Source organism: Janthinobacterium sp. CG_23.4 (genome assembly GCF_029892305.1).
Classification (GTDB): Bacteria; Pseudomonadota; Gammaproteobacteria; order Burkholderiales; family Burkholderiaceae_D; genus Janthinobacterium; species Janthinobacterium lividum_D.
The window spans coordinates 4,904,864-4,927,692 of the sequence record NZ_JARXUX010000001.1; the positions used below are offsets into that span (position 1 = coordinate 4,904,864).

The window sequence follows — 22,829 nt, forward strand, 5'->3', positions numbered from 1 at the left end:
TGAATGTTATAAGGGTGCTAGCATCGTGTCAATGAAAAATGCTGATATCGAATTTCTCACCGGTTCTGCCGGATTTGCCCATATTTTAGGCAGCGCGCCGCGTCTGCGCCTGCTTGAGCAAATCGCGCAGGGCGAATATGCAGTGGAGCAACTGGTGGCGTTGACAGGCTTGTCCGTGGCGAATACCTCCCAGCATTTGCAGCAACTGCGGCGCGCCGGTTTCGTGCAGGCGCAGCGTGACGGCAAGCGCGTGCTGTACCGGCTCGGTAGCGGTCCCATCGTGCAACTGCTGGCCGCGCTGGACGTGTACGCGCAGCACCAGCGCAGCGAGGTGCATGCGCTGAGCCGGGGTGACCATGTGGAAGCGATCACGGGCGACGAGTTGCTGGCACGTATCCGCGAGGCCAGCATCACCGTGCTCGACGTGCGGCCAGCACAGGAATTTGCCGCTGGCCACTTGCCTGGCGCGATCAATATTCCTGTTGATGACTTGCAGCGCCGCCTCGGCGAATTGCCAGCGAACGCAGAAATCGCCGCGTATTGCCGCGGCCCGTATTGCGTGTTGTCCGTGCAGGCGGTGGCGGCCCTGCGCCAACACGGCTTGCCTGCGCGTCGTCTTGGTAGCGGCTTTGAGCACTGGCAGGCGGCCGGCTTGCCAGTCGTCAAGGCTGCATGACGGCGATCCCGAACAGCAAGCAGTAAGGCATCGAGGACATCGTCCTTGCCGTCGAAGGTTTCACGTGGAACGCTCTGCGGACATTGGCGCAGCGCCGCCGTGTGCCTATGTTGCACGGGACATGGAAGTTCGCTGCCAGGCCTGCCGCAGGTAAAAACCAGCTGCTGGCGCTGCAGCACGCGAGCGCCACCCGCGCACGATTGCATCAGTACGCTCAGAAAATTTTTCAGGCAGGATAGTACTCTGGTACGCGTGCGTTCGCATGCTTTTTGCAGTGGGCGCCAATTGCCGATCACCGCCCACTACCCGACTGGAGACGATGCATGACCCTCGCCTATCCTGCCCATCCTGCCTATTCCGCCGACGCGGCCATCCTGATCGGCCGCTTCCAGCCTTTTCACAATGGCCATGCCGGCTTGCTGCAAACGGCGCTGGCCAGCGCCGCCCAGGTGGTGGTGGTGCTCGGTTCCGCCTTCCATGCGCGCAGCGCGAAGAATCCGTTTACGTGGCAGGAGCGCGCTGCCATGATCGCCGCCACCCTGCCCGAGACGCAGCGCGCGCGTGCACTACGTGGCCGTGCGCGATTACTATGACGACGGCCTGTGGGCCGATGCCGTGCGGCGCGCCGTGGCGGGCGCCGTGCCGACGGCGCAGCGCGCCACGCTGGTGGCCTGCTTCAAGGACGCCAGCAGTTACTATCTGCACCACTTCCCGCACTGGCAGTTGCTGAACCCGCAGATCGATGCCGGTGCACCGATTGGCGCGACGGCGATTCGCAGCGTGCTGTTCGAAGCCGAAGACGTGGACGTGTCGCTGAGTGCCGTGGCGCAGCTGCTGCCGGCGGCTATTAGCCAGTACTTGAAAGCATGGACCTTGTTGCCGTGGTACGCGCCACTGGTGCAGGAATACCGGGCCATCGAAGTGTACAAGGCGCGCTGGCGCACGGCACCGTATGCACCCATTTTTTGCACCGTGGATGCGCTGGTGCAGACGGGTGGCCACGTCTTGCTGGTGCGCCGCGGCGACTATCCGGGCAAGGGCTTGTGGGCGTTGCCTGGGGGCTTCCTGGCACCGCGCGAGCGCCTGCTGCAGGGGGCTCTGCGCGAGCTGGCGGAAGAGACCCGGCTGGGGGTGCTGGCGCCCACCCTTGTCGAGGCGCTGGTCGACGTCGCCGTGTTCGACCACCCTGACCGCAGCCAGCGCGGACGCACCATCACGCATGCGCATTATTTTGACCTGAAAACGCGCCAACTGCCGGCCGTGACGGCGGCCGACGATGCGGCGCTGGCGCAGTGGGTGCCCGTAGCGTCGCTACCGGCCATGGAAGAGCAATTCTTCGAAGACCATTTTCATATCCTGAACCATTTCCTGCAACTGACGCACGAGGGGCACTGAAGCACCGGGGGCAGCCGCAGCGCCGCGCTGTGCTCAGGACGTCACGCGTTCCCAGCCATGCTGGATGGCCGCCTTGAAGTCGTCCCACGCCGATTGCGGGTACGTGTGTTCCCAGGTATTGCGCAGTTCCACTTCGACCTGCTCCCAGCTTTGCCCCCGGTAGCTGTCACTGCCCGCCATCGAATGGCCATAGCGGTAGGCGGGATCGTAGTCGTCGAAGTGTCCGCCGCCGGCAGCATATTGGCCACTCCAGTGCTTGCGGTAATACTGCTCGTCGTCGTCGCTGGTGCCGGGCAGGTTGTCGGCGCCCGGATAGCGGCGCGCGTTGGCGCTCGCGCTCGGTGGTGGCGGCGCCGTGCCGCCGGCAAATTGCTGCGACGCTGCCGTTGTCGAGTTCGGCTTGCCGGTGGCTGTGCCCTGCTGCGATGGCGCGCCCGATTGCATGCTGGCGCCGTGGCGCATCGCGCTATCGTGTTGCGGCGCGCCTTGCCAGCCGCCAGCGCGCCAGTGATCGGCGTGTGCATCGATGTCGAGCGGCGCATAGCGCTCGACGAGGTCGGTGGCGCGCCCGATATCGGCGTCGCTCGCCCCTTCCAAGGTCAGCACGACATGTCCGCGCCGCACGGCTTCGGCATAGATGTGGCGGTCGGCGTGGCTGCCGAACAGGTCGGCAAAGAAGTGCTTGATGTTGACGAGCAGGCTGTCGCTGTTGTCGCTGTTGTCGCTGTTGTTGCTATTGTCGCGGTACATGTTTTCCGTGGCGTAAATATCGTCACTGCCCGCATCGTGCAGGCGGACGCGGCCAGCGGGGAAGCCCGCCGTGATCAGGTCGTGCCGCGCGCGTTCGGCCATGTCGCGCACGGCGAAAACTGCTGCCAATGTATGTGCCATGATGCTCTCCAACCGTTGAACAAAGTAGGTTTAGTGTAGGCCGTGTACAAGGAAAGGGGCGCTCGTTTGCCCCTTGGAAATCGTTGTATTGAACAAGTACTGCCAACGTGATACGGGCAGCGTGGCACCACGTGCAACCTCAGGCGGGTGTGCCCACGAAGGCGCGCAAGAAGTCGATGAAGGCGCGCACCTTTTGCGCAACAGGCAGGGTGTCCGTAACCACGGCATACACGCCCTGCTCTGGAAAGACGACATCGGGCAGTAGGCGGCGCAGGCGTCCCGCGCGCACTTCCCCTTCCACCAGCCACTGTGGCATTAGCGCGACGCCGCAGCCGCCCAGGGCAAAGCCCAGCAGGGCCGAGGCGGAGTCGGAATGGATGGCGGCGGCGTCCTGCACGATGAAGTGGGCGGCGCCGTCCGGGGTCAGCACGTCCCAGTGCAGGGGCGTGCTGAGCCTGCTGTGCGCCAGCCAGCGCGCGCGCTGCAAGTCGGGCAAGGTGGCGATGTCCTTGGCGGGCAGGCTGGCCAGGTAGGCGGGCGAGGCCACGGGCCAGACGGCGTAGCGCTCGACCAGCGAAGCGCGGTCGCTCGCATCGTTGAGTGTATCCATGCAAATGGCCAGGTCGCAGCGGCCCGCGATCAGGTCTTCATGCGAGGACGAGGACGCATGCTGGATTTGCAGCTGCGGATGGGCGGCGGCAAAGGCGATCAGCGCGGGGATCACCGTGCGGCTAGCGTATTCGACGGTGGTGCTCAGGCGCAGGGTGCCGCGCAAGCTCTGGTGGCCCTGGCGCGCCGTTTCGATGGCGCCGTACGCTTCGCTCAGCACGCGCTGGCAATCTTCGTAAAAACGCTGCCCCACGTCGGTCAGCGCCAGGCTGCGCGTGCTGCGCGTGAGCAGCAATACGCCCAGTTCCGCCTCCAGCTGTTTCAAGTTGAAGCTGACGACGGCCTTGCTCTGGCCCAGCACGGCGGCAGCGGCTGTCAGCGAACCGGCGTCGACGATAGCGATGAAAATACCCAAGCGGTCAAGACTGATCATAAATAAGAATGAGGAGGCATGCGGGTTGTAGAGGTTTGTCAAAAATTATTTGACAGTGTAATCGGGGCTGGCCCGTTACGCAAATGCTCTGCAGCGCTTCCGCTGCTTGTTTGCCATTCGGAGCACCATCGACTATCGCAAAAAAGTCGCGGCCATCTATCTGCTGGTTTTTTTCGTTGACCTGATCAACATGTTCACCACCAGCGTCGCCTGCCCGGACATCGGCCACGCCTGGCAGGCTTTGGTGGCGCAGCTGGCCTGGATCAACACCGTCTGCATCCTTGGCCTGAGCATCGTCATTCCCGCCAGCGCCTGCTTGGCTGCCCATTATGGCAGTAAAACTGTGTTTGTGGCATCGTTGCTAACTTTTTTGTGCACCAGACTGTCACCGTCGATCGAGGCGCTGATTGCCTGGTGCCGTGGCTTTGAGGATGCACGACAGATTCAGGCTATTTGCGCCCGGGCAGCTGTGCTAAATCATTTGGGTGGGGGAAGTGCTGCGCTGTTTGTCGGCCGAGAGCCGGGGCGCAGTCGATCAGATGGTGGTGTAGGCCGTCCAGGCGAGTGGCAGCAGCGACAAGGAGGCGCGCGATTTCTGCTCCATGCAGGGCCACAGTTTCCAGAATGGCGATGGCCATCGATGAATATCGATGGGCGTTGATGTATGTCCCAGCGGCTTCAATACCGCAATAGCGCGGTATTGAAGCCGTGACAGCGCTTTTAGCTGGCCAAGGCCAATAAATCGACCACTTCCAGCCCTGCCAGGTCTTGCGTCGTGTTACCGGCAAACGCGGCGCGGCTCTGCTGGCCATTTTTTAGCCAGGTGCGTGTGACATCCTTGATCTGGCTTAAGGTGCAGGTCAATACGCCGCTGCGGAACTGCTGGCGCACGGCTTCCGTCGTGCCACGTTGCTGCATATTCCATGCCGTCAGCGCTTCCGCGTAAGGCGAGTGCGGCTTGTCCAGGCCCTTGATGACGCAGATGATGGCTTCCTCTACTTGCTCTTGCGAGAAATCGCCGTCGAGGATTTGATCCAAGGTCGTCGCGAAGTCGGCAAACGTGCCGGCCAGGCGCGGATCGCGGTAGGAACTGAGGGTAAACGTGCCGGCGCCAGCGGCATAGCTGGCGCTGCCGCCATAGGCGCCGCCTTTTTCGCGCAGGGCCGTATGCAGCACCTGGTTAGTCATCAGTTCAGCGGCCACGGCCAGGGCCGAGGCGTCCGGACTGTGCACGCCAGGCACGGCCCAGGACACGAAGCAATGGTTGATCTGGCTCGTTGCATGCAGGGCCGTGTTGGCCAGTGGTAATGCTGCTGGCGCTGGCGTTGCTGTAGCGACCGCCGTGTCGACGCTGGCCGCTGGCAGTTCCAGCAAACGGGCCAGGGTGATGCCATCTTGCTCCAGGCCCGCGCACAGCACGGTGGATGTCTGGGCGATGATGTGCGTGTGCAGGGTGTCGAGTTCGCGGGCGATTTCCTGCAAGCCTGCCGAGGTTTTGCTCAGTTGCTGCAAACGGCGGTAGAACGGCAATGCTGCCGGGCCGCCGACGATATCGTCGAAGCGGCGCGTGGGCGACAGGGGCGCCGCCGAGGCCAGCATGGCGTAGCGGTTGCCCGATTCGGCCAGGCTGCTCAATTTGTCTTGCACCAGGCTTTCGATCAGGAAAGCCAGGCGCTCTTCTTCATCGAAGCGTGGCTTGGCGATCCAGGCCGACAGCACGGCGGCAATCGCCGCGTGTTCTTCGCGCAAGCCGCTGGCCGAGAACGACAATTCCACGCGCATCGCTTGTTGCGGGCGAGGAATGGCTTCCAGGCCGATGTGGAACGAAGGCACCATGCTCTGGCGCCAGGCGCTGGCGTCGTCGAACGACATGTCGCCCACGCCCAGTTCCGGTGCCAGGTCCGTGTACAGGCGCAACCATGGCCACGACGCTTCCGGCAAGCTCGACACGTCATACAGCACGTTGGCATAGCTGATGCCGTTCGAGGCGATGGAAAACGCCACGGCGCCGTCGACGGCGGGCGGGATAGGCAGGGCCGGACGCGGCGCGGCGCTGACGTCGCCTGGGCGGATGCGCGGCAAGACTTCGGAATTCGATGGCAACTGCTGATGCGCTTCCAGCGCGGCGGATTCGGCCACGATGTGTTCGCGCTCGGCATCCGTCAGTGTCGCTTGCAGGGCTGCCAGCTTGGCGTCTTCCTGCGCGGCGCGGTCGGTGAAGTAGGCGTTGTCGGGCACCACGTGGGTGGTCAAACGGGTCGGATTGGCGATCAGCTCGCGCACCAGTTGCTTGAAAAATTGCGGGTCTTCGATTTGCTGTTCCAGCGTTTCCAGGATGGCCGCATTGTCAAAGGCGTCCATCACATCGCCGCCATACATGGCCAGTGGCAAGGCGTGCAGCAAGCGGCCCAGACCGTAAGGCATGCGCCCGCTGCTGATTTCGCGCTGGCTGTATTTGATATCGCGCAAGGCCGCGTGCAGTACTGCGGCTGGAATGCCCTCTTCCGCTGTTTCTTCCAGTGCCGTCCAGATGCGCTGGTGCGCATCGGCGATCTGTTCCTGGGTCAAACCTTCCATACCTATATGGAACACCATTTGGCGGATGCCCGCGTCGCGGCCATTCATGTCCGATGGGCGGCCATAGCCGGCCGATTCCATGGCGCGCATGACCGGTGCCGACGATTCGCCCAGCAAGCCGTGCGACAGCAGATGCGCGTGGTAGTAAGCGATGGGGTCGCTCGACTCGCCCATCAGCCAGGCCAATTGCAGGCCGAATTCGTCGTCGCGCGCTTCTTGCGACGGAATCTTGACGATATTTTCCTGCGGCGCGGTCCACGCTGGCGCCAGTTGCGGCAGGCGGCGCGGGCTAAAGCCGCTGAGTTTGGACAGCACGCGCTCGGCCACCTGCTCTTGCACGGCCGACGCTTCGATATTGCCGGCGGTCATGATGACGGCTTGTGAAGGATGGTAGTGGCTGGCGTGGAATTGTTTCAGCATTGCATGCGTCAGTTCCGGGATCACCAGCGGATCGCCGCCCGATTCCACTTCATACGTCGTGCCCTTGAGCAAGGCGCTGGCGATGCCGCTGTCGAGCGCGCGCATGGGGCTGTTGAAAGCGCCCTTCATTTCATTGAAGACGATGCCCTGGTACACCAGCTTGTCGCCTTCGAACGCGTGGCGCCAGCCTTCCTGGCGGAAGTTCAGGTAATCGAGGTTCGGGAAGAAGGCCGCGTCCAGGTACACGTCGAGCAGGTTGAAGAAATCCTTGCGGTCGGTGCTGGCGAACGGGTACACGGTGCGGTCCGGATAGGTCATCGCATTCATGAACGTGGCCGTCGAGCGGCGCAGCATCGAGAAGAACGGGTCGCGCACCGGGTAGCGCGACGAGCCGCACAGCGCCAGGTGTTCGAGGATGTGGGCGCGGCCGTCGCTCGCTTCTGGCACAGTGGGAAAGGCCACCAGGAACACCATCTCAGCCTGCTCGGTATGCATGTGGATATGGCGCATGCCCGTTGCCGGCTCGACATACTGCTCGATGGTTGCCTGCAAGACTGGAATGAAGTTGCTGCTGACTTTTTCAAATGTGCTCATGCGGTATGGGATCTCTTCGGTAGGTGATGCGGATAGTCGGTCGAGCTGCAGGACAGATGGGGGCAATGTGGCGCAATGCCAGAGCCGGCCCGCCAGGACGGATGCCCGCTTGATGTCTGTATGCAGCTTTTGCCTATTGTACTAGGAGTATCTGCGCGCCGCCGACGAGGCTTGCCAGTCGGCCGCAAAAGCAGCAATGTTGGCAAATAAGCCGGTTCGTGACAGGTGGCGCCCCAGTCTGCAGGCTTAGCGTACCATGCGCCTTTTCCCTCTCGCTGACCGCACTGAAGGCGCTTACTTTGTCCAGACTGTCCTTTCGCCAACTGTTATTTGCTGCCTTCATTTTGACGACGGGCATTTTGACGGCTACCTCCGTGCAAGCGCTGCTGACCCTGGAACACTTGGCGCGGCTGGGGCGCGAGACGGCGGCGCAGGCGATTACCTTGACGGAACAGTCGCAGCGTTTATCCGAGCGCACCCTGGCCATGGAGCGCAGCGCGCGCCAGTTCCTGGTGCTCGATGATCGCGTATTTCGTGAGCGCTACGCGGCAGCCCGCGCCGACGCCACGGCGGCGCTGCAAGTGTTGAGCCGCGCCACACCCGGGTTCGCGCCCCAGTTGGCCGAGGAATGGACGGTGCAAGCGCAAGCGGCCTGGGAAGTGTTGCAAGCAGGCCAGCGCCGCAAGCGCGATGGCCACGCCGTCGTGTACCGCGCGTTTGCGCGCATGACGCAGATCAATGACAGCCTGGCGCGTGAAAGCAAGACGCACATCGGCAGCCGCAACGATGCCCTGCTGGCCGAGCTGGAACGCCAGCGCCGCGTGCTGGGCATGCTGGTGGGCGGCGCCGTGCTGCTGGCGGCCGTGCTGGCCACCTGCTTCGGCTTTTTATTGTCGCGTCCGTTGCGCCGCATCGAGATGGCCATCGAGCGCCTGGGCGAGAAGCGCTATGACCAGCCCATCGTTGTCGGTGGTCCGGCCGATACGCGCCGCCTGGGCCAGCAGCTCGATTGGCTGCGCCAGCGCCTGGCGGACCTCGATGCTGACAAGGAACGCTTTTTGCGGCACATCTCGCACGAATTGAAGACGCCGCTGGCGGCCCTGTGCGAAGGCGTGGCCTTGCTGGAAGACGAGGTGGCAGGCAAACTCAGCGATGGCCAGCGCGAAATTGCCGGCATCCTGCAGCAAAACACGGCTTGCCTGCAAACCCAGATCGAAGACTTGCTACGCTACAATGCCGCCGCCTTTGACGCCCAGCATCTGGCGCGCAGCAAGGTGGACTTGCTGGTCTTGCTGCACGAGGTCGTGGCCGGACAGCGCTTGCAATGGCTGGCGCGCCACCTGACGGTCGAGGTGCAGGGCGAGTCCTTGAGCGTGCAGGCCGACCGCGACAAGCTGGCAACGGTACTGGCGAACCTGCTGTCGAATGCCGTGCGCTTCAGTCCGCCAGGCGGCAGCGTGCGGTTCAGCTTATCCAAGCAAGGCGGGCGCGTGTGCATCGACTGTATCGACGATGGCGCTGGCGTGGCACCCGAGGATGGCGCGCGCATCTTTGAGCCGTTTTACCAAGGCCTGCGGCAGGTCGCTGGCGCGCGCAATGGCAATGGCATCGGCCTGTCCATCGTCCGTGAATATATTGCTGCCCACGCTGGCAGCGTCACTCTTTTACCGCGCCATGCCGGCGCACATTTTCGGATAGAACTGCCCTTATGATGACGAGAACTTCTCTGGCCGGCATGGCCGTCTGCGCGCTGCTGTTGGGCGCTTGCGCCGCCAAGCCTCCCACCCAGACGCCCTTGCTGGCGCCAACGCCGCCACGCGTGGTGGTGCCGATGGACCCCCAGCTCACTGAACTGCTCGCATATCAAAGCGCCGTGCGCCTGATGCCGTCGTCGGAACTGCTGAAGGCGCAGCAAGATTTGGCGAAGGCCGATCACGCGCCGCACAACACTATCCGCCGCGCCATGCTGCTGGCGGCCTTGCGCGGCGCCGGTGACCTGGCCCGCGCACAGGCGCTGCTGGAACCGCTTTTGACGGCCACGGCCACGGGCAAGGATGCTCAGTTGCTGGCGCCGCTGGTGCAGTTGCTCAGCAACCAGTACGGGGAACTGCGCCGCCAGGAGGAAAATATCGACAAGCTCAACACGCAGCTGCGCGACACCCAGCGCCGCAACGACTTGCTCAATGAAAAACTCGAGGCACTGAAAAATATCGAGCGCAGCCTGTCCGTGCGCCCCGCTGCGGGAGCGCCAAAATGAGCGGGCAGGCCCACATTTTATTGGTCGACGATGACCCTGACCTGCTGCGCCTGTTGACCATCCGCTTACAGGCGGGTAATTATCGGGTGACGGCCGTGGGCAGCGCAGAAGCGGCGCTGGCGCGCCTGGCGGTGGAATTGCCGGCCCTGGTCATTACCGACGTGCAGTTACCGGGTCGCGACGGCCTGGCGCTGTTCGATGAAATTCGCCGCCAGCACGCAGCCCTGCCCGTCATCTTGCTGACGGCGCACGGCACCATTCCCGACGCCGTCGAAGCGACGGCACGCGGCGCATTTGCCTACCTGACGAAGCCGTTCGACGGCAAGCTGCTGATGGAAAAGGTGGCGCATGCGATTAACTTGTCTACGGTCATGCCGGCACCGGCGTCCGGTGACGAAAGCTGGCGCGCCGAGCTGCTCAGCCGTAGTTCGCAAATGGCCGAACTGCTGGCCGAAGCCAAGCTGGTGGCGGGATCGGACGCCAGCATTTTGATCCGCGGCCCCAGCGGTACGGGCAAGGAATTGCTGGCGCGTGCGCTGCACAACGCCAGCCGCCGAGCCAAGGCACCGTTCATTGCCGTCAACTGCGGCGCCATTCCCGAGCAGTTGCTGGAATCGGAACTGTTCGGCCACGTGAAGGGCGCGTTTACGGGTGCCGTGGGCAAGCGCGAAGGCTTGTTCCTGGCTGCCGACGGCGGCACCCTGTTTTTAGACGAGATCGGCGACATGCCGCTGCCGCTGCAAGTCAAACTGCTGCGCGTGCTGCAGGAGCGGGCTGTGCGCCCTGTCGGTGCCGACCAGACGCGCCCGGTCGACGTACGGCTCTTGTCGGCCACGCACCGCGACCTCGATGTGGCTATGGCGGAAGGGCAATTTCGCGAAGACTTGTATTACCGCCTGAACGTGGTGACCTTGACCCTGCCGGCGCTGGCCGAGCGCCGCGAAGACATTTCCCTGCTGGCCAACCATTTCTTGCAAAAACTGGCAGCCAAGTACCAGAAGCCCTTGAACGGCTTCGCCCCCGATGCGCTCACGGCCCTGGTCAGCGCGCCATGGCCCGGCAATGTGCGCCAGCTGGTCAATGTGGTCGAGCAAGTGTGCGCGCTGGCCACGGCGCCGCTGGTGCCCTTGTCCCTGGTGCAACGGGCCTTGCGCGTGCCATCGCTGGAAGCGCTCAGCTACAACGAAGCCAAGCAGCGCTTCGAGCGCGACTACCTGATTCAATTGCTGCGCCTGACGGACGGCAACGTGGCCGACGCGGCCCGCCTGGCCGACCGCAACCGCACGGAGTTCTACCGTTTATTACAGAAATATGCGCTGACGCCGGCCCTGTTCCGGCTTGACGGCGACCCTGTCGCTGAATAGCGACAAAAATAAAGCATGAATAATCAAAGGCTTACGGATAAATATTGATTCACTTGCCACAAGCTGTCGTCGTCAGGCGACAAAAAGTCCCGCTTTTCGGGCCAGATCCGGCGGAAAAGCCCTGGAAAAATCGAGTTTGGCTGTAAGTCGTTGATTTTTAATGCAATTTAAAAGCTGGCATGGTGCTTGCTGTATGGGTAGATGTGACGCTACAAAGTGTTGCTGTTTTGTTGCTTTTTATTGCTATCGCCAAATAAAAGCTTTTAACTTCATTGAGAGGAACTACCATGCAAACATCGAAACTGTTCAACACCCTGGTCGCCGCTATCGTACTGTCGGGCGCCTCGGTCACCGCTTCGCATGCAGCTGACTCCGCGTCAAAAGCACAAGCTCCTGTTGACACGGTAGTGGCCGCCAACGCCGCCGCCGCCGTCCCTGATGAAACCATTACTTCCTCGGCCAAGGCCGCCCTGAGCGCCGATGCGCAAGCCGCTGCCCTGCCAGTCAAGGTAGCAACCCAGCAAGGTGTCGTCGTCCTGTCGGGCGATGTACCGAGCGCCGAAGCGGGTGACCGCGTCGTGCAGATCGTCGCTTCCGTGAGCGGCGTGAAAGAAATCAAGAACGAGCTGAAAGTCAAAGCCGCCGGTTAAACGCCCTCGCGCTGTACTTTACTCCGGGTTGCCCTGTCTGCGGACAGGGCATTTTTTTGTCTATTTCAGTTGGTCTTGACAGTTTCGGCAGACGCTTGCGGGGGCGGCAGTGCCACCGGGGCTATGGCGATGTCCCGCATTTGGATTGTCGTCGTATTGGGATAATCAAAGCCAGCGCCGGTGTTCCGGTCGACAATGTAGCCGATGCCGCCACCCAGTAGAATATTGCCCCATACGGCGCCATTCGACTTCGATACCAGAGTCGAACTTCCAGATAAATTGCCTTTTTTGCAGTCGACGATCATGTCGCCGGTGCTCTTATGCACCATAACGCTGCCAGGGCTGACAACGAACCAGTTGCCTGCATCGTTGCTGAGATTGCAACCAATGCCGGACACTTCTTTGCTCTCATGAATGGTTTGGATAGATACAGGCTGAAATTTTTCCCCCGCGACGGATGCGCAGCCAGTCAATGCCAGTGATGCTAAAACAACAGATAATTTATACATGTTTTACCCTAGGTGTCGTTGTAATTTTTAAAACAAACTAGTGTAATTTGGCATTGTTTATTTATCTATGAAAATATTTTAATTGTGGAAATTTTGTTTCTTTTTTGATGAATCATTGGGAGTACACATCGGCTTCGTAGCAAATCTACGGTCATTCTCGTTGTATGATTTTTACCGATGAGGAATCCAGATCAACGGTAGAATAGCCAGCACTGGCGCCGTTTCCGGCGCTTTTTGTCATCCATGGCGCAGTGTTGCAAGGCTGGGCCGCTACCAGGCTACCGCATGTCTTCTTTTTCCCCCGCTGCCCTGTTGCGCAATCTGAAACCCGATAATTTCACCATCGCCCTGCTCGTCACCGTGGCCCTGGCCAGTTTCCTGCCTTGCACGGGCACGACGGCCTTGGTCTTCGGGCACGTCACCACCGTCGCCATCGGCGCCCTGTTTTTCTTGCACGGCGCCAAGCTGTCGCGCGAAGCCGTGGTGGCCGGTGTCATGCACTGGCGCTTGCACGTGCTGGTGCTGGCCAGCACGTTCATTTTGTTCCCCTTGCTGGGCCTGGCCCTGCGCCCGCTGGCGCTGACCTTTCTCACGCCTGAGCTGTACGTGGGCATCTTGTTCCTGTGCGCGCTGCCATCTACCGTGCAGTCGTCGATCGCCTTGACGGCCATGGCGCGCGGCAATGTGCCAGCGGCCATCTGCAGCGCCTCGGCCTCGAACTTCATCGGCATCTTTCTTGCCCCCATCCTGGTGGGCTTGCTGGTGGCGAAAGGCGCAGACAGCAAGTCGTCGCTCGATGCGGTGCTGTCCATCGTCATGCAACTACTGCTGCCTTTCCTGGCTGGCCAGTTCCTGCGCCGCTGGATAGGCCGCTGGGTCGACCGCCACAAGGCCATGCTGAAATTCTTCGATCAGGGTTCCATTTTGCTGGTGGTCTACACGGCTTTCAGCGAGGCCGTCAGCGAAGGCCTGTGGCAGACTGTCTCGGTGGAAACCCTGATCGCGCTGTGCCTGTTCAGCATCGTGCTGCTGGCGCTGGTCCTGTGCCTGATGACCTTCATCAGCCGCCGCCTGGGTTTTTCCAAGGAAGATGAAATCGCCATCGTCTTTTGCGGCTCGAAGAAAAGCCTGGCCAGCGGCGTGCCGATGGCCAAGGTATTGTTTGCCACGCACTCGCTGGGCATGGTGATCTTGCCGCTGATGCTGTTCCACCAGATTCAGCTGATGATCTGCGCCGTGATTGCGCAGCGCTATGCAAGGCGCGACGAGGTCGTGGAAGTGCCGGCGTCGACGCTGTGATCCTGTACTTGTAGTAGCCGCAGCGCCTGCTGCAGCCCGGCAACAATCACTGCATACGCCTGCCGCCGGCTCGCCTCGTCCGGCGCGCGCAGTACATACGACGGGTGATAGACGCTCACCACCCAGCGCCCGTCGTGCTGGAGGGGCGTGCCAAGCCGTGGCGTTATGCTGGCAGAGCCATCTTGCAGCACAGACTTTAACGCCGTACTGCCCAGTACCACGATCACTTGCGCTTGGACGCCTTGTATTTCTTCTTCCAGCCAGCCGTGGCAGGCGAGGATTTCGCGCTGCGCGGGTGTCTTGTGCAGGCGGCGTTTGCCGCGTGCTTCCCACTTGAAATGCTTGACGGCGTTGGTCAGATAGATGCTGTCGCGCGCCATGCCCGCTTCCTGCATGGCTTGCTCCAGCAGCGCGCCGGCCGGGCCGACAAAGGGCAGGCCCACCAGGTCTTCCTGGTCGCCCGGTTGCTCGCCGACGAGCATGATGCGCGCCTGTGGCGGCCCCACGCCGGGCACGGCCTGGGTGGCCGATTCCCATAGTTCGCAGCGGCGGCACTGGTCGAGTGTCTTGGGCGCGTCGCGCGCGGGCTGGGCGCGCTCGGCGGAAATCGCGATCATGTTGGCGCCGTTGCGCTGGCCCACGCTGGCGCTCTGGCCCGTGCGCCGTGCGCCATTCGCGGCGCCGCTGACCATGGCCGGTACGATGGCGCCTTCCGGCAAGTTCTTCCAGAAACGCGAGGGTATATGGCTGCGCAGCAGGTCGGCGTTCAGGCGCGCCGGGTTGAAGATGCTGCGGTAATACGTCAGCCACAGGGCTTCGCCCGCATCGTCGATATCGGCCGCGCCGCGCAGCAATGCGGGGCCGGCGTGCATGCTCGCGCCGTCCCACAGCATGGTGGCCGTGGGCGTGGCGATCATCCAGCTGATGCTGCCCATGCGGCGGGCGAAGTGGCGCGCCACTTGTGGCAGCACCTCGTGCGTCGGTTCGAACCAGGCGACAAAACGCGGCGCGCCTTCAGTTTCGGCCCGCTCGCGGAAGCGCACATACGCGTGCATGTCATGTTCCTCGCGGCGTACCGCCTTGACCATGGCGTGCAGGCGCGCACCGTCGGTGTCGGCGTGCGACAGCACGTCTTGCTGGCCCAGCTGCCAGCGCCACAGCACCTGGTACAGGAAGGCCCAGCGGTCTGGGGTGCTGAAACAGGCGGCGCTTTCCAGCAATTCCACCAGTTGGCGCGGCAGGCGCAGCAGGGGCGCGTTGGCATCCGTATCGTCTGGCATGAGCGAGAACAGGTCGCCCTCGCCCGCTTGCGACTGCCAGGTAACGTCGGCAGGTGGCACGCCGCGCGCGATCAATTCCCGGGCGGCCGCGCGCCACGCGTCGAATGACTGCGCCAGGCGGACGACAGGGCTCATGCCGCCTGCAGTTCGGGCCATAAATTCATTTGCTGCGGCACCTCCGTCATGGCGCGCCGCAGCTGTTCCGAGGTGCTGGTGTCGCGCGTGGGAAAGTAGTCGGCCGTAATGATGAACGGCGCAATCTTTTTCATGCTGCATCGCAGGCGCGACAAATCGGCATAGCGTACCTGCCGCAAGCGGCGCAGGTCGACGATGCGTTGCGCATTGCGCAAGCCGATGCCGGGCACGCGCGCGATCATGTGCTGGGCCGCGCGGTTCAAGTCCAGTGGAAAATGTTCGCGGTGCGCCAGCGCCCAGGCCAGCTTGGGATCGATGTCTAGCGCCAGGTTGCCGCCCGTGGCGGGCAGCAGTTCGCTGGCCTGAAAGCCGTAGCTGCGCAGCAGAAAATCTGCCTGATATAAGCGGTGTTCGCGCAGCATGGGCGGCGGCGCCAGCGGCACGCTTTTCGGGCTGTCGGGAATCGGACTGAAGGCTGAATAGTACACGCGCTTGAGTTTATAGCTGCCGTACAGCGTCTCGGCTGTGGAAAGAATTTGCTGGTCGTCGCTGGCATCGGCGCCGACGATCATCTGCGTGCTTTGCCCGGCGGGCGCGAAGCGCGGAGAACGCGGTTCCTCCGCCTTTTCATCGAGCTTGCGGCGGATGGTGCCCATCGCCAGTTTAATCGTATGCACGCTCTTTTCCGGCGCCAGCTTTTGTACGCTGTCTTGCGTCGGCAATTCGATATTCACGCTGAGCCGGTCGGCGTAGCGGCCCGCCTGCGCGATCAGGGCCGGATCGGCGTCGGGAATGGTTTTCAGATGGATATAGCCGCGGAACTGGTGTACCTCGCGCAACTCGCGCGCCACCTGCACCAGTTGCTCCATCGTGTAGTCAGCCGACTGGATGATGCCGGAACTGAGGAAGAGGCCATCGATGTAGTTGCGCAGGTAAAAGTCGCTCGTCAACTTGACCACTTCGGCCACCGTAAACCGCGCCCGCGGCACGTTCGAGCTACGCCGGTTGATGCAGTACTGGCAATCGTACAGGCAGTAATTGGTCAGCAGTACTTTCAGCAGCGAGACGCAGCGCCCGTCCGGCGTGTAGCTGTGGCAGATGCCCATGCCGGAGGTGGCGCCAAAGCCGTCTTTGCCGATGGAATCGCGTTTGGGCGCACCACTGCTGGCGCAGGACGCGTCGTACTTGGCCGCATCGGCCAGGATTTCCAGCTTGTCTGTCAGTTCCATGGGCGCCTCGATATACTGTGTTTATATACAGTATAGCAGGGAATCGAGCTTGTGCTGTCCTGACTTGCAGCATGACATAGCGCTATATATAGGTGTATATTACGCCTCTTGTGCAGCGTCACTTTATCAGGATACGATCATGCGCCTCACCTCTTTCGCCCGCCTGCTTGGCACTGCTTTGCTGGCCCCTGTGCTCGCCACTGCCGCTTCGTCCGCCTGTGCCGGCGAAGTGCTGGTATCGGCTGCGGCCAGCCTGACGAATGCGTTCAAGGATGTGGCGCACAGCTATGAGGCGCAGTATCCGGGCAGCAAGGTGTCCTTGAACTTTGCCGCCTCGGGCGTGCTGCTGCAACAAATCGTCAAGGGTGCGCCGGTGGATGTGTTTGCCTCGGCCGACCAGGAAACCATGGATGCGGCGCAAAAGCAGGGCTTGGTGCTGGCGGCCGAGCGTCAGGATTTCGTCAGCAACAGCCTGGTGCTGATCGTGCCGCACGATAGCAAGTTGGGCATCAATAGCTTGAACGACTTGACGCGCAAGGGCGTGACCCGCGTGGCCATTGCCAATCCTGCCAGCGTGCCTGTCGGCCGCTATGCGGAAAGTGCGCTGAAAAAGGCGCATCTGTGGGAAGCCGTGCAGCCGAAAGCCATCGGCACGCAGAACGTGCGCCAGTCGCTCGACTACGTGGCGCGTGGCGAAGTTGATGCGGGCTTTGTCTATGCCACCGACGCGGCCATCATGCAAGATAAGGTCAAGGTCGTGCTGGACGTGCCTTTGGCCTCGCCCGTGCTGTACCCGATTGCCAGCATCAAGGGCAGCAGCAATGCTCTTGATGCGAAGCGCTTCATCAACTATCTGCAGACGGCGCCGGCGCAAGCCATTCTGGCGCGCTACGGATTCAAAAAACCATAATGTAAGCACGCGCCTGCATGGATATCGCCTGGACCGCGCTGGCCCTGTCGCTCAAAGTAGCGGCCTGGGCCACGGCGCTTAATTTGTTGCTTGGCATCGGTACCGGCTATCTGCTGGCGCGCACGCGTTTTCCCGGACGTGAATTGCTCGATGCCGTCCTGACCCTGCCGATGGTGATGCCGCCCACCGTGCTCGGCTATTACCTGCTGGTGCTGCTGGGCCGGCGCGGCAGCTTGGGCATCTGGCTGCAGGACAATTTCGGCATCAACCTCATCTTTACCTGGCAGGGTGCCGTCGTCGCTTCGACCGTGGTGGCTTTTCCCCTCGTCTTCAAGCCGGCGCGCGCCGCCTTCGAGGCGGTCGATGGCCAGCTGGAGCAGGCGGCCCGCGTGCTGGGCATTTCTGAAATCGCCGTCTTTGTCCGCGTCACCTTGCCGCTCGCCTGGCGCGGTATCTTAGCTGGCGTGTTGCTCGGTTTTGTGCGCGCGCTGGGCGAGTTTGGCGCCACCCTGATGGTGGCCGGCAGCATTCCCGGCAAGACGCAAACCCTGTCGGTCGCCGTGTATGAAGCCGTACAGGCGGGCCAGGACGACGTGGCCAACACCCTGGTGCTGATTATCTCTGGCGTGTGTATCGTGGTGCTGCTGTCGGCTGGTCGCCTGGCGTCCGGGCGCATCGCGCACAAATGACGCTGACGACGATGCCCATGCAACTCGATCTCGACATTCGCGCCACCTTGCGCTCCGGCAAACGTCACTTTGACTTGCAGGTGCAATGCACCTCAAGCAGCCAGCGCATCGCCGTGTATGGTCCGTCCGGCGCTGGCAAGAGCATGACCCTGAAAGCCATTGCCGGACTGTTCACGCCAGAGGCGGGCCATATCCGCTTAAATGGGCGTACGCTGTTCGATTCCGCCGCCGGCATCAATCTGCCGCCGCAGCAGCGCAACGTGGCTTACCTGTTCCAGGATTACGCGCTGTTCCCGCACCTGACGGTGCGCCAGAATGTGGGCTTTGGCCTGAGCCGGGGCTGGTTCAACCCGCGCGCGCGCGAAAAACTGGACCAGGTCGAGCATTGGCTGGCTGCGTTTGATTTGCAGGAACTGGCGCAGCAGTTCCCCGATCAGTTGTCCGGTGGCCAGCGCCAAAGAGTGGCGCTGGCGAGAGCACTCGTGGCCGAACCAAACGCGCTGCTGCTCGACGAACCGTTCGCCGCCCTCGATCCGGCCTTGCGCGTCAGCATGCGTCTGGAACTGAGCCAGTGGCAGCAGCGCCTGGAGGTGCCCATGATCCTGATCTCACATGATCCGGAAGATGCGCGCATCTTGGGGGAGCATGTGTTGTACATGCGTGACGGAAAAATTGACAGCATGGAAGAAAATAGGGCACGGGGTGAACACATTGGATAAATCGGCGGCAATGGAAATCGGCCTGCAAGGCTCCGTATGGATGACGGTGGGCGGCGAGCACCTGGGCGGCGCCGGTCGCGTGGCATTGCTGGGTGCCATCGCCGAGTGTGGTTCCATCACGCAGGCGGCCAAACTCGTCAAGATGAGTTACAAGGCGGCCTGGGACGCCATTGACGCGATGAACAATCTGGCTGGCGAGCCACTGGTCGAGCGTTTGACTGGCGGCAAGGGCGGCGGCGGCACGCGGCTGACGCCACGCGGGCGTCAGCTGGTCGACAATTTCCGCATCATCGAGCGTGAGCATGCGCGCTACCTGCGCCAACTGGGCAGCCAGGCGGAAGGCATGGCCGACGATCTTTTACTCATACGCAGAATGGCCATGAAAACCACGGCACGCAATCAATTCCTGGGCAAAGTTGCCGAACTAAAACGCGGCGCCGTCAACGATGAAGTGACCCTGGAATTGCCGGGAGGCCAGCATATCGTTGCCGTCGTCACGCAGGGCAGCAGCGAGAGCCTGGGCCTGGTGCCGGGCGCGGAAGCGTTTGCGCTGATCAAGGCTTCGTCGATTATCCTCGTGCTTGAGGGCGCAGGGGCGCGCTATTCGGCGCGCAACCAGCTGAGCGGCATAGTCACGCGGGTGCAGACGGGCGCCGTCAACACGGAGGTGGTACTGGACTTGCCGCGCGGCGGCACGCTGGCGGCCATTATCACGCAGCAGAGCTGCATCGAGCTGGGCATCGCCCTCGGCAGCAGCGTGACGGCGCTGTTCAAAGCATCGAGCGTGATTCTGGGCGTGCCGGCGTAAATTGCGTAGGTCGGATTAGCGGCGGCACGCCGCGTAATCCGACAATATTGTTGGCGTATCATGTCGGATTACGCGCATGCGCTAATCCGACCTACTCTTTTAATCGTTCAGCCTGGACAACCAAGCGGACGCTGCCGCCAGCGCCTGCTCCAGTTCCTGCGCCGTGTGCGCCAGCAGCGCCGGCACCTCGTCCACGCGGCCCGCGTCGATGGCTTCCTCGGTAGCAAACGCGGCGCTTATCAGGCGCTTCGTGCCGAGGGTGCCAACGGAGCCGCGTACGCTGTGCAGGATGCGCGCCACGTCTCTGTGGTGGCCAGCCTGCAACGCTGTTTCGGCGTCGCGCACGGGCTTCATGCCTTTGCTCAATGCGTCTTCCACCATGCGCCGCAGCACGCCGCGCCCTTTCGCATCGCGTCCCATCACGCGCATTAGCGGTGCCATGGAAAATACTTCCTCATCGGCAACGGCTACCGGCTCGGCTGTCTGCTCGGCTGTCTGTATGGGCGGGTGCTTATGCAGATGACGCAGGATGACTTCCATCATCTCTTCCACCACCACGGGTTTGGCGATGAAATCGCTGATGCCGGCTGTCATGCAGCGCGCGCGCTCGGACGCCAGCACGCCTGCCGTCATGGCGATCACGGGCAAGTTCAAGCGTAGTTCCGTGCGGATGATGTGGGTGGCGCTAAAACCGTCCATGACGGGCATTTGCATGTCCATCAGCACGATGTCGTAGCGCAGCGCTTCGGTGCGCAGCCGTTCCACCGCTTGCAAGCCGTCGCCCACCACGTCCAGGGTGGCGCCCATGTGTTCGAGGATGCCGCGTGCCACCGCCTGGTTCAAATGGTTGTCTTCCACCAGCAATAAATGCACGCCGGTCAGTTGCGTGCCGAGCGGCTGGTGCAGGATGCGCTGCACGTCGCCGTCGTTCTTGGCGATCAACGCCTGGTGCAGGGCATCGAACAGGCTCGATCCTGTGATCGGCTTCATCAGCACGACATCGGCCTCGGCCGCGCTGGAGATCGCTTCCAGATGGTTGCGGGCGAAGGCGTTGACCATCACTACGATGGGCTGGCGCTGGCCGCCGGCCGCCTGGCGGATGGCCTTGGCCGTAGCCAGGCCATCCATCACGGGCATGTGCCAGTCGGCCAGCACCACATCGTAGGGCTGCTGCTGTGCCAGGCGTTCTCGGTACAGTTCGATGGCGGCAAAGCCGGAATCGACTTCGTCGGCTTGCCAGCCCCACGCTTCGATCAGCTTGACGATCAGTTCGCGCGCGGTGCGGTTATCGTCGGCTACCAGCAGGCGCAGCTGGCCCAAGGCTGGCGTGCGCCGCGTTTCGGCTGCTTGCGCCAGCATCTCGAATGGCACGCTGAAAGAGAAGCGGCTGCCCTTGCCTTCGCTGCTGGCGACGGCGATGTCGCCGCCCATCATGTGGATCAGCTGCTTGCTGATGGCCAGGCCCAGGCCCGTGCCGCCGAAGCGCCGCGTGATGCTCTGGTCGCCCTGTGAAAACGCGGCAAACAGCTGCTGTTGCTGCAGTTCCGTCATGCCTATGCCCGTGTCGCGCACTTCGAAGCGCAGCCAGGCGCGCCCTTTCCCGCTTTCGGCTTTGCTGACGGCCACCACCACTTCGCCGTTCTCGGTAAACTTGATGGCGTTGCCAGCGAGGTTGACGAGGATTTGTAGCAGGCGCTGGGCGTCGCCTACCAGGCACCGCGGCACGTCGGGCTCGACGGCGATGGCCAGTTCCAGCTCCTTTTTGCCCGCATTCATGGTCATCGTCGTGGCCAGGGAATTCATGACTTCATCGAGGTCGAACTCGACGGGCGACAATTCCATGCGGCGCGCTTCGATCTTCGAATAATCGAGCACGTCGTTGAGGATGCCCAGCAGTGATTGGCCCGCCACGCGCACCATGGTCAGATACTTGCGCTGTTCCGTGTCGAGCTTGGTATTTCCCAGCAGGTACACCATGCCCAGCACGGCATTGAGGGGTGTGCGGATTTCATGACTCATATTGGCTACGAAGTCGCTCTTTGCGCGGTTGGCCGCCTCGGCCCGGTCGCGCTCCTGTTCCAACTCCTCCGCGCGTGCTTCGAGCTCTTGCTGCAGGCGATCGCGTTCGCTCATCAGGTCGTTGAACGCTTCCGTCAGTTCGCCGATCTCGTCGCGCTGCCGCACCGGTACCGGGCTGAAACGGCTACCGCTGGTGCGCAGCGCTTGCAGGGTGTCGCGCAGGCGTACCAGCGGCGACAGCAGGCGCACGGTAAGCCAGCCCAGAACAAAAGCGGCCAGCAGCGAAGCGAGGATGCCCCACAGCACCAGCCGGTACAGCACACCATCGAACGGCTCGAAGGCATCATCGACGGGCAGCGAGGTAGCCAGCAGCCAGTTCACCGATTTCAGGCGCTTGAAGCTGTTGACGGCCGTGATGCCGCGGCTGTCGGTGCTGATCATGCTGCCTTCGCCATCTTGTTTCAGCAGCGCGGTGGTCGCCAGATTGGTGTCCGGCTGGCGCGGCTGCAGCAAACGGCTGGGGTCGGGGTGCAGCACGTAGCGCGGCACGGCGCCGCGCGTGAGAATCGAGTAATAGCCGTTCTTGCCGATTTTTTCCGAGCGCAGGCGCCCCAGCAGGTTGTCCTTGTACAAACGCAGCACGCCGACCACCATGCCGGCCACCTGGCCATCGGCGGCCATGACGGGTGCGACCATTTGCACGATGGGCATGCCGCTCGACTTGCTCAGCATTGGCTCGGTGATCATGGGTAGGCGCGTGCGCAGGACGGTCTGGAAATACTCGCGCTCGGTGACGTTGATGCCTGCGCGCCCCTTGACGAGCGGCATGTCGGCCACGATGGCGCCTTGCGCGTCGAGTACCAGTACATCGTCGAACAGGACTAGCATCGAGCGCCGCGTATAGTATTGGCGCAATTGGGCGGGCTGTGCGATCAATTCCGGCGGCTGCTGCCTGGCCGTCAGGGTGACAATCTGCAGCAGCATGCCCAGCTTGTCGTCGAGCTCGGCAGCGGTACGCGTGATCAGCGAGTATTGCTGGCCCAGCAGTACTTGGCTGAAGTCGTCGCGCATGTGCTGCACCTGGATCATGGTGACCAGCGCGATCATGGCGATCGAGGTCAGGCTGGTGGCCAGGGCGACTTTTGCTTTAATGCCGAGAGGCTTCATGATGTCCTTTTGAGTACCGGGCGGCACAGACGGCAGATAACGCCTTCAAGAATTCTCCTATCAATACATTAACTTTGCAAGCGGCGCTGAGTAAATTGCCCTCCCCGTATGGGCTTTTGACGATGTTGCCATATAATTAAAGGATGGACGTCGTTTATTCACCGAAATTACGCTGAAATTGGCACACGGCAACTCTGTA

The 22,829-nt window shown here is 62.3% G+C and carries 18 protein-coding genes and 1 pseudogene; 12 read left to right on the forward strand and 7 right to left on the reverse strand.

Annotated elements, in window-relative coordinates; genetic code table 11:
- The first annotated feature begins 31 nt into the window (after window positions 1–31).
- On the forward strand, window positions 32–676 hold the full coding sequence (locus tag H4V96_RS21940; RefSeq protein WP_010393866.1) for a metalloregulator ArsR/SmtB family transcription factor: 645 nt from the start codon (window positions 32–34) through the stop codon (window positions 674–676).
- A 323-nt stretch (window positions 677–999) separates the two neighbouring features.
- Window positions 1,000–2,071, forward strand: a pseudogene (locus H4V96_RS21945) (bifunctional nicotinamide-nucleotide adenylyltransferase/Nudix hydroxylase).
- Between the two features lie 33 nt (window positions 2,072–2,104).
- Here H4V96_RS21945 and H4V96_RS21950 read toward each other — a convergent pair.
- Together H4V96_RS21950 and H4V96_RS21955 are read right to left on the reverse strand one after the other, a co-directional pair.
- Window positions 2,105–2,962 (reverse strand): hypothetical protein, encoded by an 858-nt coding sequence (locus H4V96_RS21950; RefSeq protein WP_196856488.1) that lies wholly within the window; start codon window positions 2,960–2,962, stop codon window positions 2,105–2,107.
- A gap of 139 nt (window positions 2,963–3,101) precedes the next feature.
- Entirely contained in the window at window positions 3,102–3,986 is an 885-nt protein-coding gene (locus tag H4V96_RS21955) for a LysR family transcriptional regulator (protein ID WP_280721159.1), read from the reverse strand.
- Between the two features lie 124 nt (window positions 3,987–4,110).
- On the opposite strand from H4V96_RS21955, the gene H4V96_RS21960 reads away from it, so the two are divergent.
- Window positions 4,111–4,665 (forward strand): hypothetical protein, encoded by a 555-nt coding sequence (locus H4V96_RS21960; protein WP_196856490.1) that lies wholly within the window; start codon window positions 4,111–4,113, stop codon window positions 4,663–4,665.
- 59 nt (window positions 4,666–4,724) lie between these two features.
- Here the strand turns inward: H4V96_RS21960 and H4V96_RS21965 are convergent, their stop codons facing one another.
- Window positions 4,725–7,595, reverse strand: a complete 2,871-nt coding sequence (locus tag H4V96_RS21965) for an insulinase family protein (protein ID WP_196856491.1) — start codon at window positions 7,593–7,595, stop codon at window positions 4,725–4,727.
- 299 nt (window positions 7,596–7,894) lie between these two features.
- On the opposite strand from H4V96_RS21965, the gene H4V96_RS21970 reads away from it, so the two are divergent.
- The 4 genes from H4V96_RS21970 (at window position 7,895) to H4V96_RS21985 (ending at window position 11,866) form a co-directional block, all read left to right on the forward strand.
- On the forward strand, window positions 7,895–9,307 hold the full coding sequence (locus tag H4V96_RS21970; RefSeq protein WP_196856492.1) for an ATP-binding protein: 1,413 nt from the start codon (window positions 7,895–7,897) through the stop codon (window positions 9,305–9,307).
- Window positions 9,307–9,852 (forward strand): hypothetical protein, encoded by a 546-nt coding sequence (locus H4V96_RS21975; RefSeq protein ID WP_280721160.1) that lies wholly within the window; start codon window positions 9,307–9,309, stop codon window positions 9,850–9,852. The genes H4V96_RS21970 and H4V96_RS21975 overlap by 1 nt, the downstream gene beginning before the upstream one ends.
- Window positions 9,849–11,216, forward strand: coding sequence for a sigma 54-interacting transcriptional regulator (locus H4V96_RS21980; protein WP_280721161.1), 1,368 nt, complete (start codon window positions 9,849–9,851; stop codon window positions 11,214–11,216). Before H4V96_RS21975 ends, H4V96_RS21980 begins: the two co-directional genes overlap by 4 nt.
- Before the next feature lie 287 nt (window positions 11,217–11,503).
- Entirely contained in the window at window positions 11,504–11,866 is a 363-nt protein-coding gene (locus tag H4V96_RS21985; RefSeq protein ID WP_196856494.1) for a BON domain-containing protein, read from the forward strand.
- Between the two features lie 65 nt (window positions 11,867–11,931).
- Here H4V96_RS21985 and H4V96_RS21990 read toward each other — a convergent pair whose 3' ends face one another.
- Window positions 11,932–12,375, reverse strand: coding sequence for a hypothetical protein (locus tag H4V96_RS21990; protein WP_196856495.1), 444 nt, complete (start codon window positions 12,373–12,375; stop codon window positions 11,932–11,934).
- A 285-nt stretch (window positions 12,376–12,660) separates the two neighbouring features.
- Here H4V96_RS21990 and H4V96_RS21995 point away from each other — a divergent pair, with 285 nt between their 5' ends.
- The gene (locus tag H4V96_RS21995) at window positions 12,661–13,674 is read left to right on the forward strand and encodes a bile acid:sodium symporter family protein (RefSeq protein ID WP_196856496.1); all 1,014 of its coding nucleotides are present in this window, start codon (window positions 12,661–12,663) and stop codon (window positions 13,672–13,674) included.
- Here H4V96_RS21995 and H4V96_RS22000 read toward each other — a convergent pair.
- Window positions 13,626–15,089, reverse strand: coding sequence for a UdgX family uracil-DNA binding protein (locus tag H4V96_RS22000; RefSeq protein ID WP_196856497.1), 1,464 nt, complete (start codon window positions 15,087–15,089; stop codon window positions 13,626–13,628). The two genes, H4V96_RS21995 and H4V96_RS22000, sit on opposite strands and share 49 nt — an antisense overlap.
- Window positions 15,086–16,318 (reverse strand): putative DNA modification/repair radical SAM protein, encoded by a 1,233-nt coding sequence (locus H4V96_RS22005; protein ID WP_010393895.1) that lies wholly within the window; start codon window positions 16,316–16,318, stop codon window positions 15,086–15,088. The genes H4V96_RS22000 and H4V96_RS22005 overlap by 4 nt, the downstream gene beginning before the upstream one ends.
- 139 nt (window positions 16,319–16,457) lie before the next feature.
- Between H4V96_RS22005 and modA the strand changes: the two genes are divergently transcribed.
- Genes modA through H4V96_RS22025 form a run of 4 tightly spaced genes read left to right on the forward strand, consistent with a single transcriptional unit; the run spans window position 16,458 to window position 19,444 of the window.
- Complete coding sequence (gene modA / locus H4V96_RS22010) at window positions 16,458–17,228, forward strand: molybdate ABC transporter substrate-binding protein (RefSeq protein ID WP_196856498.1); 771 nt, start codon at window positions 16,458–16,460, stop codon at window positions 17,226–17,228.
- Between the two features lie 17 nt (window positions 17,229–17,245).
- Window positions 17,246–17,917: a molybdate ABC transporter permease subunit gene (gene modB / locus H4V96_RS22015; protein ID WP_196856499.1), complete on the forward strand. Its 672-nt coding sequence runs from the start codon at window positions 17,246–17,248 to the stop codon at window positions 17,915–17,917.
- Between the two features lie 17 nt (window positions 17,918–17,934).
- Window positions 17,935–18,636, forward strand: coding sequence for an ATP-binding cassette domain-containing protein (locus H4V96_RS22020; RefSeq protein WP_196856524.1), 702 nt, complete (start codon window positions 17,935–17,937; stop codon window positions 18,634–18,636).
- A gap of 10 nt (window positions 18,637–18,646) precedes the next feature.
- Window positions 18,647–19,444 (forward strand): TOBE domain-containing protein, encoded by a 798-nt coding sequence (locus tag H4V96_RS22025; protein ID WP_196856525.1) that lies wholly within the window; start codon window positions 18,647–18,649, stop codon window positions 19,442–19,444.
- A gap of 99 nt (window positions 19,445–19,543) precedes the next feature.
- Here the strand turns inward: H4V96_RS22025 and H4V96_RS22030 are convergent, their stop codons facing one another.
- A complete protein-coding gene (locus H4V96_RS22030) occupies window positions 19,544–22,630 on the reverse strand; it encodes a response regulator (protein WP_280721162.1) in 3,087 nt (1,028 codons plus the stop codon).
- Window positions 22,631–22,829: the final 199 nt, after the last annotated feature.